The organism is Streptomyces murinus, assembly GCF_002154555.1.
Lineage (GTDB): Bacteria > Actinomycetota > Actinomycetes > Streptomycetales > Streptomycetaceae > Streptomyces > Streptomyces murinus.
In genome coordinates this window covers 1-11,267 of sequence record NZ_MUNF01000156.1, presented here as the reverse complement: position 1 = coordinate 11,267, position 11,267 = coordinate 1, and the positions used below count along the sequence as shown (strand labels likewise).

Annotated in this window: 12 protein-coding genes; 9 read left to right on the top strand and 3 right to left on the bottom strand. The window is 72.2% G+C overall.

Translation table 11 applies throughout. From position 1 onward, the window contains the following. Window positions 1-281: 281 nt before the first annotated feature. The 3 genes from CCN72_RS11980 (at window position 282) to CCN72_RS11970 (ending at window position 2,775) form a co-directional block, all read left to right on the top strand. The gene (locus tag CCN72_RS11980) at window positions 282-728 is read left to right on the top strand and encodes a MarR family winged helix-turn-helix transcriptional regulator (RefSeq protein WP_086807512.1); all 447 of its coding nucleotides are present in this window, start codon (window positions 282-284) and stop codon (window positions 726-728) included. Then, complete coding sequence (locus CCN72_RS11975; protein ID WP_202442780.1) at window positions 721-2,145, top strand: MFS transporter; 1,425 nt, start codon at window positions 721-723, stop codon at window positions 2,143-2,145. The genes CCN72_RS11980 and CCN72_RS11975 overlap by 8 nt, the downstream gene beginning before the upstream one ends. 72 nt (window positions 2,146-2,217) lie before the next feature. Further along, window positions 2,218-2,775, top strand: a complete 558-nt coding sequence (locus CCN72_RS11970) for a cysteine hydrolase family protein (RefSeq protein WP_086807508.1) — start codon at window positions 2,218-2,220, stop codon at window positions 2,773-2,775. 109 nt (window positions 2,776-2,884) lie between these two features. Here the strand turns inward: CCN72_RS11970 and CCN72_RS11965 are convergent, their stop codons facing one another. Both CCN72_RS11965 and CCN72_RS11960 read right to left on the bottom strand, forming a co-directional pair. Then, window positions 2,885-3,994: a DUF6745 domain-containing protein gene (locus CCN72_RS11965; RefSeq protein ID WP_086807511.1), complete on the bottom strand. Its 1,110-nt coding sequence runs from the start codon at window positions 3,992-3,994 to the stop codon at window positions 2,885-2,887. 185 nt (window positions 3,995-4,179) lie between these two features. Next, window positions 4,180-4,506, bottom strand: a complete 327-nt coding sequence (locus CCN72_RS11960) for a hypothetical protein (protein ID WP_086807507.1) — start codon at window positions 4,504-4,506, stop codon at window positions 4,180-4,182. A 175-nt stretch (window positions 4,507-4,681) separates the two neighbouring features. Between CCN72_RS11960 and CCN72_RS11955 the strand changes: the two genes are divergently transcribed. From CCN72_RS11955 to CCN72_RS11930, 6 genes are read left to right on the top strand one after another with little or no spacing between them, the layout of a single operon-like run. Continuing rightward, window positions 4,682-5,632 (top strand): STM4015 family protein, encoded by a 951-nt coding sequence (locus CCN72_RS11955; RefSeq protein ID WP_086807506.1) that lies wholly within the window; start codon window positions 4,682-4,684, stop codon window positions 5,630-5,632. Window positions 5,633-5,639: 7 nt separating this feature from the next. After that, window positions 5,640-6,605: an STM4015 family protein gene (locus CCN72_RS11950; protein WP_086807505.1), complete on the top strand. Its 966-nt coding sequence runs from the start codon at window positions 5,640-5,642 to the stop codon at window positions 6,603-6,605. Further along, entirely contained in the window at window positions 6,586-7,827 is a 1,242-nt protein-coding gene (locus tag CCN72_RS11945; RefSeq protein WP_208637983.1) for an STM4014 family protein, read from the top strand. The genes CCN72_RS11950 and CCN72_RS11945 overlap by 20 nt, the downstream gene beginning before the upstream one ends. 16 nt (window positions 7,828-7,843) lie before the next feature. Further along, a complete protein-coding gene (locus CCN72_RS11940) occupies window positions 7,844-8,650 on the top strand; it encodes an STM4013/SEN3800 family hydrolase (RefSeq protein ID WP_086807510.1) in 807 nt (268 codons plus the stop codon). Next, the gene (locus tag CCN72_RS11935; protein ID WP_086807504.1) at window positions 8,647-10,005 is read left to right on the top strand and encodes an STM4012 family radical SAM protein; all 1,359 of its coding nucleotides are present in this window, start codon (window positions 8,647-8,649) and stop codon (window positions 10,003-10,005) included. The genes CCN72_RS11940 and CCN72_RS11935 overlap by 4 nt, the downstream gene beginning before the upstream one ends. Before the next feature lie 10 nt (window positions 10,006-10,015). Continuing rightward, window positions 10,016-10,927, top strand: coding sequence for an STM4011 family radical SAM protein (locus tag CCN72_RS11930; protein ID WP_208637982.1), 912 nt, complete (start codon window positions 10,016-10,018; stop codon window positions 10,925-10,927). On the opposite strand, the gene CCN72_RS11925 is transcribed toward CCN72_RS11930, so the two are convergent. Continuing rightward, window positions 10,875-11,267: MFS transporter (locus CCN72_RS11925; RefSeq protein WP_208637981.1), on the bottom strand; the 393-nt coding region annotated here is incomplete at its 5' end. The genes CCN72_RS11930 and CCN72_RS11925 overlap by 53 nt on opposite strands.

The window sequence follows — 11,267 nt, the reverse complement described above, 5'->3', positions numbered from 1 at the left end:
GCCACAGCGAGGAGACCGAGGCCGCCCGGGCTAAACTGATGGACGCCTTCGGCGGCGGTCGCTGGAGAACGGACGCCGAGTCCAGTGGCGCCCCGACCCCTCGGAGGAGCCCCGGACCCCGACCGTCTGGGAACAACTCATCGCGGCGGGACTCGCCGAGAAGGCATAGACGCCCCCACCCAAAACGGATCGCCGACCGGACGGCAGGCGTCCCCCGCGCGACTCGACTTCCATACAGGAGAAACTGTACAGGTGAAGCTGTACAGATTAAGGTGCGGGACATGAGTGAGAATCCGAGTCTGTCGCCGTCGGCGGTCGAGGCGTCGCGTGAGGTTCGCGCGGTGATCAGCCGGTTGCGGCGGCGCATCCTGAAGGCCTCCGAGGCCGAGGACATCACCTTGGGGCAGGCGTCCGTGCTGGCCCGGCTGGCCGACAAGGGCGGTGTCACGGCGAGCGAGCTGGCCACGACCGAGGGGGTGCGGCACCAGTCGATGACGGCGATGGTCGCCGCGCTCGTCGCGCTGGGGCTGGTGGAGCGCGCCCCCGACCCGGACGACGGGCGGCGGCTGCTGATCGAGCTGACCGCGGCGGGCCGGCGCCGGGTGGAGAAGGGGCGGCAGGCCCGCACGGAGTGGCTCGCCGGCCGGTTGCAGGAGCGGTGCACGGAAGAGGAACGCCGCAATGTGATCGCCGCCATGGCCGTACTGGAACGGCTCACCCATGACTGACACCGAGCCGGGGGCGATACGCAAGACGGACCAGCCCGGATTCGACCGGCGGCTGCTGCCGCCGATGATGCTCGGCTCGGTCCTGAACCCGATCAACTCCACCATCATCTCCGTCGCGCTCGTCCCCATCGGCAAGGCCTTGGGCGCACCGGCCTCGCAGACCGCGTGGCTGGTGTCCGCCCTCTATCTGGCCACCTCGCTGGGGCAGCCGGTCGTGGGACGGCTCATCGACCTCTTCGGGCCACGCAGGCTCTTCCTCGCGAGCACCAGCCTCGTCGGGATCGCCGGTGTCGTCGGCACCCTGGCCCCGAACATGGCGGTGCTGATCGTCGCCCGTGTGCTGCTCGGATTCGGCACCTGCTCCGGCTATCCCGCCGCGATGGCCCTGGTGCGCAGCGAGGCCAAGCGCACCGGGCGGGACAGTCCCGGCGGGGTGCTGACCGCGCTGGCGGTCGCCAACCAGACCATCGCGGTCATCGGCCCCCTGCTCGGCGGGCTGCTGATCGCGGTGGGCGGCTGGCGGGCCACCTTCGCCCTGAACGTGCCGCTGTCCGTCGCCTCCGTGGTGCTGGGCCTGCTCTGGCTGCCCAGATCGGTGCCCACGACGGGTGATCCGGCCGAGCGACGCGGGCGTCTGGTCTCCCAACTCGACCTGCCCGGCATGCTTCTGTTCGCCGCGACGCTCACCTCGCTGCTGCTGTTCCTGATGAACCCGCATCCGCGCGACTGGTATCTGCTGGTGATCGCCGCCGCCCTGGGCGCCGGGTTCGCGGTGCGGGAGCTGCGTGCCGCCGCCCCCTTCATCGACCTGCGGGTGTTCGGCGGCAACACGCCGCTCCTGGCCACATATCTGCGGGCGCTCGTCGCGTACGTCGTCGCCTACGCCTTCCTCTACGGCTTCAGCCAGTGGACCGAGGAGGGCTATGGGCTGTCCCCCTTCCGCGCCGGGCTGGTGCAGATCCCCACGTTCCTGGTGGCGATCGGTGTCTCGATCGTCTCCGGCCGGCGGCCGGGCGTACGCGGGAAGCTGCTGGTCGGCGCGGCGGGGCAGATCGTCGCCTGTCTGCTGATGCTCACCCTCGCCGGGAGCAGCCCGCTGTGGACGCTGTTCCTCGTCACGCTGGTCTTCGGCATCCCGCAGGGGCTGAACAATCTGGCCCTCCAGAACTCGGTCTACTTCCAGGCCGATCCCGAGCGGATCGCCTCCTCGGCCGGGCTGCTGCGCACCTTCGCCTACATCGGCTCGATGATCGCCTCCTCCGCGGCCGCCGCGTCCTTCGGGAAGCACATCGACACCGGCGGTATGCACCACCTAGTCTGGATCATGCTCGCCGCGGGCGCGCTCTACCTGCTGCTGAGCGTCTTCGACCGTTCCCTCGGCCGGGCCCCGGCACCGGACACCCAGGCGGCGAAGTAGCCCCGGGATCCTCCTCCCGAAGGCCGACGACGCACCACCGTAAGACCGCACGACCGTACGAAAGGCACCACCATGCCCCGCACCGCTTTACTGCTCATGGACGTCCAGAACTGCCACGTCCCCCAGGTGGCCGAGGACTACCTCCCCCGTGCCGTGCGAGCCCTGCGTACCGCCCGCGCCGCCGGTGTCCCGGTCATCCATGTGGCGCTCCAGCTGCGTACCGGGCATGTCGACGCGCACCCCTTCAACAAGACCTTCGGTGCCCTGCCGCCGCACCTGTTCACGGCGGACGACCCCGGTACCGCGATCCACCCGGATGTCGCCCCCACGGACGGGGAGATCGTCGTGTACAAGAACCGGGTCAGCGCGTTCACCGGAAACAATCTCCAGCAGATCCTGGGCGCCCAGGGCATCGACCATCTCGTCCTGGCGGGCATTGCCACCAGTGGGATCGTCCTGTCCACCGCGCTCCAGGCCGCCGACCTCGACTACCGGGTCACCGTGCTGTCCGACGCCTGCGCCGACCCCAAGCCCGCGGTGCACGACACTCTCGTCAGCGACGTCCTCACCCAGCGCGGCGAGGTCACCACGGTCGAGGCATGGGGACATACGCTCCACACCGGCGCCTGAGCGGGCGGCGGCCGGCCGGTCGTCCCCGGCCCCGCCCCGGACCGGCGGCGGCCGGCCGGCTGCCGCCCGCACCAAGGCTCGCGCCGAGGCCCGGCGTGGTGCGGCCGGCTCAGGTCTGGCGCATCGGCGCGTACTCCGCCTCCTCCAGGCCGAAGGTCCAGGCGACGCCCTCCCGTGCGGTGCGGGTGCGGGGCGGGACGCGGAGCCAGTAGGTGCGGTGGGTGCCGTCGGGTTCCGGGGTGGAGTTGACGACCTCGACCATCACCTGCGGCTCGTCACCCTCCAGTTCGAGCCGCCAGAGCACGCCCGTCTCGTCCCGCTGCACCGGTGCGGCATCGGACTCCTTCAGGTAGCGGTCGTAGCCGTAGTGCTCCAGCATCACGCGGCGCAGTTCGGCGTTCTCCTCCTCGCGTATCCGCCGGGGCGTCAACTCGGTGAGTTCGTCCAGGAATTCGGCCGGGACCGGCATGCCGCGCCAGGCGTACAGGGCGAAGTCGTCCGGGAAGGCGAGCGCGGGGCCGTCACCGCGGTCGAGGCGGCCTGCCTCGTCCAGATGGAGTGCCACGGGGCGCTCGCAGACAACCGCCGTCCTCTCGTACGGCCACCACCAGCCCGCGGCTCGGGCCACCGCGGCGATCCCCGCCAGGGCCTCCCCACCCTCCTGACCGTCGAACGCGGCCAGCCACGCGGCGTCGTGCTGGCCCAGGACGGCGTCGAGGAGCGTCAGACGGACGGACTGCTCGGCGGCCGCCGCTGCCTTCGCCGCCGCCTCCTCATCGACCGGGGTGCCGGTCGCAGCGTCCGAAGCGACCGCGGTGACGGCCAGGTCCTCGATCAGCCCGGTCCGTATCCGCTCGGTCAGCATCACCAGGCCGTCCCACAGCTGAGCCCCGGTCAGGGCCCAGTGCTCGGCCCAGCCGTCGGAGCCCAGCCGGTCGAACAGCTGCCGGCGGGCGGTCGCCCAGGGCCGGGTGCGTACCGCGTCGCGGACACTTCGCCCGGCCGTGCCTTCCGCCGTCAGCCGGGCGACCAGGGACGCGCCCTCGCGGGGCGAGTCCGCCCAGACGACGGTCTCGGGCTCGGGCAGGCCCGCAAGCCGGTAGGCCAGGCGCACGCCTTCCTCGGCGGCCGCGCGGTCCGCGGGACCGGTCGCCGAGGCCACCGCCCGCCAGGTGTGGGCCGTCTCCGCCGTCGTCACCGCACCGCTCCCCGCCGTCATCGCTTCCTCGACTTCCCCGCCCACCGCACTCACCGTTCCCTCGACTCCCTCGATCACCGCCGCCATCGATGCCCCGGCTCTCCCGCCGACCGCCACCGTCGTTCCCCCGCTCTCGTCACCGACCGCTGTCACAGCCGCGCCCCCGTCTTCCTCACCGACCGCCCTCACCTCCACGCCCCGCCGTCTCAGTCCGCCACGACGCGGACCGCGCCGGGTACGTACTCGCGCTGGCGCACCACGCGGTACCAGCCCTTGGGCAGCGCTATCGCCGCGTGTTCCTCGTGCACCACCCGTCCGCCGTCCGGGAGATGGAGGTAGGCGGTGCCGAACGGCCCGGTCTCGCGGACCAGGGAGCCCGGCCCGACCACGGCGTGCGCGTGGCCGGTGACCTCGCCGAGGGCCAGCACCAACCTGCCCCGGGTGTCCCGCGGCTGACGCGGCAGCCGGTCGGTGCCGGGTGGCACGGCCTCCTCCGCGACGGGCACGATCAGGACGTCTCCTTGCCGGTACACAGGTGTCTCCCTTCCCCGTCGGCACCTCGCCGACCGATGACCACGACGCTACGCGGGGGGTCTGACAACGGCCCCGCGAGCGGCTTTTCCACAGCCCGTCATCCGCGTTGTCAGTGCGGGTTGGTAGAACTCTTGCAACCACCGCACGATCACGGTCCCAGGAGGCCAGCGCGTCATGTCGAACGTCGAGCATCTGAAGGAACTGCACGGCCTCCCGGCCTTCGAGTTCGAACCCGAGTCGAAGCGGGAGCTGCCGGCGGCGGGTGCCGTGGCGTGGCGGGTGTCCGTCGATCCGTACGGGGACTCGGACATCGCCTTCGAGGAACTGTGGGACCGCTTCCTGGAGACCGTGGATCCCGCCGGCATACGCGCGATCATCGTGGGCCCGTGGGGCGAGGCGTACGACAACGACTCCGAACTCATCGTGAACCGCCTGGTGAAGGAGCGGGAGCGGCTGACCGGTCTGCGCGCCGTGTTCATCGGTGACCTGGAGATGGAGGAGGCGGAGATCTCCTGGATCGAGCAGTCCGATGTCACCCCGGTCCTCGCCGCCTATCCGCTGTTGGAGGAGCTCGGGATCCGCGGCGGCTCCGGGCTGCGCTTCCCGGCGGTGCGCCATGAGCACCTGCGCGTGCTCCGGTTCGAGAGCGGCGGTCTGCCCGGCGAGGTGGTGCGCGGTGTCGCCGGCAGCGAACTGCCCGCGCTTGAGCACCTCGACATATGGCTCGGTGTCTCGGAGTACGGCGGCGACGCTACGGTGGCCGACCTCGCGCCGTTCCTCGCCGGGGGCGGCTTCCCGGCGCTGCGCCATCTCGGCCTGCGCAACAGCGAGATCCAGGACGAGATCGCCACCGCCGTGGCGAGCGCCCCGGTCGTCGCCCAGCTGACCTCGCTCGACCTGTCCATGGGCGTGCTCACCGACGAGGGCATGATCGCGCTGCTCGACGGGCAGCCGCTCACCCATCTGACCAAGCTCGACCTGCACCACAACTATGTCACCGAGCCGGTGGCCGAGCGGGTCCGGGCGGCGCTGGAGCCGTCAGGTGTCGAGGTCGACCTGTCCGAGCCCGGCGACACCTGGGAGCACGAGGGCGTCGTGCACCGCTACACCGCGGTCGCGGAGTGAGGCTGACATGACCTTCGCCGATCACTTCGAGACCTTTCACGGACTGCCCGTCTTCACCCTGCCCGAGCCGGGCGGAGAGGCGCTTCCGGCCGCGGGCGACGTGGCCTGGCGGCTGGACTGCTTCGAGGCCGGGGACATCCCCTTCCCCGAGGTGTGGCAGAGCTTCATGGAGCGGGTGCCGAGCGCGGAGGTCCGGGCGCTCGTCATCGGGCCCTGGTGGGAGGACGAGTACAGCGAACTGCGTCCGGTACTGGAGCTGATCCTGGCCGACGCCGGGCGTTTCCCCGCGCTGCGTGCCCTGTTCCTCGCCGATGTCACCGGCGAGGAGTGCGAGATCTCCTGGCTCCAGCTCACCGACGTCACCCCGGTCCTGGAGACCTTCCCGCTGCTGGAGGAGCTGGGCGTGCGCGGCGGCGACGCGCAGGGGCTCGGCGAGGAGCCCCTGTCGCTGCGGCCCGTACGACACGAGGCGCTGCGGGTGCTGCGGTTCGAGTCGGGCGGTCTGCCGGGACAGGTGGTGCGGGCGGTCGGCGCCTGTGAACTGCCCGCCCTGGAGCGGCTCGATCTGTGGCTCGGCGTGGAGAATTACGGCGGCGACGCCACGGTGGCCGACCTCGCGCCCATCCTGGCCGGGGGCCGTTTCCCGGCGCTGCGTCATCTCGGCCTCCAGGACAGCGAGGTGCAGGACGAGATCGCGGCGGCGATCGCCTCCGCGCCGGTCGTGGCCCAGCTGGAGTCGCTCGACCTGTCGATGGGCATCCTCACCGACGCCGGCGGCGAGGCCCTGCTGCGCGGCCAGCCGCTTACCCATCTCAAGCGGCTCGATCTGCACCACCACTTCCTCGGCGACTCCATGGCCGAGCGGATCGAGGCGGCCGTCGGTTCCGCCGGGACCGAGGTGGACCTCTCGGAGCGTCAGGAGCCGCACCGGTGGCGGGACGAGGAGTGGCGCTATGTCGCCGTCTCCGAATAACCCGGCGCCCGGCGCGGGCCTCCGGTTCGCCGTCGTCGGCAACCCCGAGAACCGGCGGACCACCATGTTCGCCGACGCCGTACGCGCCGCGGGGCATCCGGCCCCGCGCGTGCTCGCCTGGCGGGACGTGCTGCGCGGGCGGTACGACTTCGCGCCGGGCGAGTGGGTGCGGATCGACTCCCCCGGTGAGAATGCCGAGGTCGACCTGCTCCTGCGGGACGTCGACGAGCCGACCCGGGTCGAGGGCACGGCGCTGTGGTACCGCCGTTTCACCACCGCGGTAGGGGAGTTGACGCGAGCGGCGCACCGGGCGGGTGCGGTGCCGAGCGCGGACTCCGAAGAGATCGCCGTGATGTTCGACAAGCGGCGCTGCCATGCCCGGCTCGCCGCCGCCGACGTCCCTCTGCCGCCCGCGCTGAGCGGCCCGTTCGACGGCTGGGAGGGGCTGCGGCGGCAGCTCAAGGAGGCCGGCTTCTCACGGGTGTTCGTGAAGGCGGCCCATGGGTCGTCGGCCTCCGGTGTGGTGGCGCTGTCGGTGGCGGGCCCGGGGCGGGTCAAGGCGACGACGTCCGTGGAGCGGACCGAGGACGGCCGGCTGTACAACTCGCTGCGGGTGCGCGACTACACCTCGGAGCGGGAGGTCGCCGCCCTGGTCGACGCGCTGGTCCCGGACGGCGTCCATGTGGAACGGTGGCTGCCGAAGGCCATGGCGGGCGGCCGGGCGGCCGATCTGCGCGTGGTCGTGGTCGCGGGCCGTGCCACGCATGCCGTCGTACGGACCAGCCGGCACCCGATGACCAATCTGCATCTCGGCGGCGCCCGGGGCGATCTGGACGCGGTCCGCGCGGCGATCCGGGCCGCGGGCGGCGACTTCACCGAGGTCCTGGAGGTGGCCGAGCGGGCGGCCGGGTGCTTCCCCGGCACGCTGTGCGTCGGCGTGGACATCCTGCCGGCCACCGGATGGCGCCGCTTCACCGTCGGCGAGGTGAACGCTTTCGGGGATCTGCTCCCCCGGCTGACCGGCCTCCCCGGCAGCGGCGCCGAACACCTGGACACCTACGCCGCGCAGGTCGCCGCGGCCCGGACCGCCCTACGGCCGACGAAGCAGGTCGGACGGCGGCCCGAGCATGTCGTACAACCTCCGGAACACGTCGTACGACCTCCCCACCAGGTCGTACGGCGGCCGAAACACGAGGAGCACCACCATGACATCTCCGCTTGACATGACCGAGATCGACATGACCGAGATCGTGGGGAGCCACGATCTGCTGCTGGTCACGCTCGACACCCTGCGCCACGACGTCGCGCAGGAGCTGGCGGCGGCCGGGCGCATCCCGAATCTGGCCCGGCATCTGCCGGGTGGCACATGGGAGCGCAGGCACGCTCCGGGCAGTTTCACCTACGCCTCCCACCAGGCGATGTTCGCGGGTTTCCTGCCGACCCCGGCCGCGCCGGGGCCGCATCCGCGGCTGTTCGCCGCCCGTTTCGCGGGCAGTGAGAGCACCGGGACGGGCACCTTCGTCTACGACACCCCCGACCTGGTCTCGGGGCTCGCCGCCGTGGGCTATCGCACGGTGTGCGTCGGCGGGGTGGGCTTCTTCAACAAGCAGGGTCCGCTGGGCTCGGTGCTGCCGGGGATGTTCCAGGAGAGCCACTGGGAGCCGGAGTTCGGGGTGGCCTCCCCCACCTCGTTCGAGGCCCAGGTGGCGTGCGCCGAGAAGGTCGTCGCCGATCTCCCCGCGGACCAGCCGCTGTTCCTGTTCGTGAACGTGGCGGCGCTGCACCAGCCCAACTGGTTCCATCTGCCCGGCGCCACCAAGGAGACGGGCGACACCCGGGAGTCCCACGCGGCGGCCCTGGAGTACGTGGACCGGCACATGGGCCGGCTCCTGGCCGCCGCCTCCGCGCGCCGCCCGTGCCTCGCGATCGTCTGCTCCGACCACGGCACCGCGTACGGCGAGGACGGCTACACGGGTCACCGTATCGGCCATGACGTCGTCTGGACCGTCCCCTATGCCCACTTCTTCGTCGACGAGGCCCGATGACCAGCGCCACCGCGACGGCCCCCGCCGTCCGCCCGTACCAGCAGTACGTCTACGCCTATCCGCACAAGACCGCCTACCGCCCGCTGCCCCGTGCGCAGGCGTCGTTGCGCGCACTGTGGGCGGACGAGCCGAAGGGCGCCCTGTCGCTCTACTTCCACATCCCGTTCTGCGAGGTGCGCTGCGGCTTCTGCAACCTCTTCACCCGGATCGGCGCGCCGGACGGCCTGACCGGCGCCTATCTGGACGCGCTGGAGCGGCAGGCGTCGGCCGTGCGCGAGGCGCTGGGCGAGGGGGCGCGGTTCGCGAACGCGGCCTTCGGCGGCGGCACTCCGACCTTCCTGGAGGCGGCGGAGCTGGAGCGGCTGTGCGATCTGGCCGAGCACGGACTGGGCGCGGATCTGGCCGCGATCCCGCTGTCGGTGGAGGCCTCGCCCGCCACCGCGACCGCCGACCGGCTGGCGGTGCTGGCCGAGCGGGGCACCACCCGGCTGAGCCTGGGCGTGCAGAGCTTCGTGGACGCCGAGGCGCGCACCGCCGTACGGCCGCAGCGGCGGGCGGATGTGGAGGCGGCCCTCGCCCGGGTCCGCGAAGTGCGGATCCCCGTCCTGAACATCGATCTGATCTACGGCATCGACGGCCAGACCGAGGAGTCCTTCACCCGTTCCCTGGACGCGGCCCTCGCCTGGCGGCCGGAGGAGCTGTATCTGTACCCCCTCTATGTGCGCCCGCTCACCGGTCTCGGGCGGCAGCGCGAGCGGGCGGTGACCGCCGGCGCCGAGTGGGACGAACAGCGGCTGCGGCTGTACCGGCACGGCCGGGACCATCTGCTCGCGCACGGCTACGAGCAGGTGTCGATGCGCATGTTCCGCCGCGCGGACGCCCCGGACACCGGCGCGGGCGACTACGCGTGCCAGACGGACGGCATGGTCGGTCTCGGCTGCGGCGCCCGGTCGTACACCTCCCGGCTGCACTACTCGTTCGACTACGCGGTGGACATGCACCGCATACGCGGGATCATCGACACGTACACCGCCCGCTCCGCCGACGGCTTCCGGCACGCGGACTTCGGCTGGGAGATGACCGGGGACGAGGCGCGCCGCCGTCATCTGCTCCAGTCGCTGCTCCAGGCCGAGGGCATGTCGGTGGCCCGGTACCGGGACCGGTTCGGCAGCGCGCCCGGCGAGGACTTCGCGGCCGAGCTGGACCGGTTCGCCGGGCGGGGCTGGCTGGACGACTCGGCGGGCCCCGGGCTGCTGCGGCTGAGCCCCGAGGGGCTGGCGCATTCGGACGCGGTGGGCCCCGAGTTGTTCTCCGCCGCCGTGCGGGCGCGGATGGCCGCGTACGAGCTGAAGTGACGGCACACGCATGGATCTGACGATTCTCTACCGGGGCCCGCTGGCGTCGTGCGACTACGACTGCCCGTACTGCCCGTTCGCCAAGCGGCGCGACAGCCGTGCCCAACTGACCGCAGACCGTGCCGCGTTGGAGCGGTTCGCCGACTGGACGGCCGCGCAGGAGGGCGACCGGCTCTCGCTGCTGTTCACCCCGTGGGGCGAGGGCCTGGTGCGGTCCTGGTACCGGCGGGCGCTCGTGGAGCTGAGCCGGTTGCCGCACATCCGCAGGATGGCGATCCAGACCAACCTCAGCTGCCGCACCGACTGGCTCGCGGCCGCCGACCTGGACACGGTCGCGCTGTGGTGCACGTACCATCCGGGGCAGACGCCGTACGACCGCTTTCTCGCCAAGTGCCGTGATCTGGCGGCCCGCGGGGTCCGGCACAGTGTCGGCGTGGTCGGCCTGCCGGAGCATCTGGAGCATGCCCGGCGGCTGCGCGCCGAGTTGCCCGAGCAGGTCTATCTGTGGGTCAACGCCGCCGAGGGGCACACCTACACCGACGCCGAGGCCGACGAGTGGACCGCGCTGGACCCGCTCTTCCCGTACAGCCGCCATCCGCACCGCAGCGCGGGCCTGCCCTGCCGTACCGGGGAGTCGGTCATCTCGGTGGACGGGGAGGGCACGGTGCGCCGCTGCCACTTCGTCCGCGCGGAGCTGGGAAACCTGTACGACGGCTCCTATCGAGGTGCGCTGCGGCCCCGGGCCTGTCCGCTCGCGGTCTGCGACTGCCACATCGGCTATGTCCATCTGGAGACGCTGCCGCTGTACGACGTGTTCGCGGGCGGGGTGCTGGAGCGGATACCGGCGCCGGATGTGCTCCGGGACACGGTCAGCGGCGGTCGAGGCGGCATCGTCGTCGGCATGCCATCGCCACCGCCATGAACACGGCCGGGACCACCGTGATGCCCAGCAGCAGTCCCAGGTGCGCGGTGTGGGACTGCCGCACGGAGCGGCCCTCGGTGGTGGACACGAAGCCGCCGAGGGCGAGCACCGTGGCGTAGGCATAGGGGCCGAGCGCGGTCCCGGCGGCCTCGGTGGCGGTCCACACCCCGGTGTAGGCGCCCGCGCGGGCGGGTCCACGGGTCTCGGCCGCCGCCACCGCGTCCGGGACCATCGAGAACGCGAACAGCTGGAGCCCGGCGAAGGCGGTGCCCAAGGCCGCCACCAGGACGGCGGTCCCGGCCGCGCCGAGCCGTCCGCCGGCCGCCAGCGCGAGGGAGCA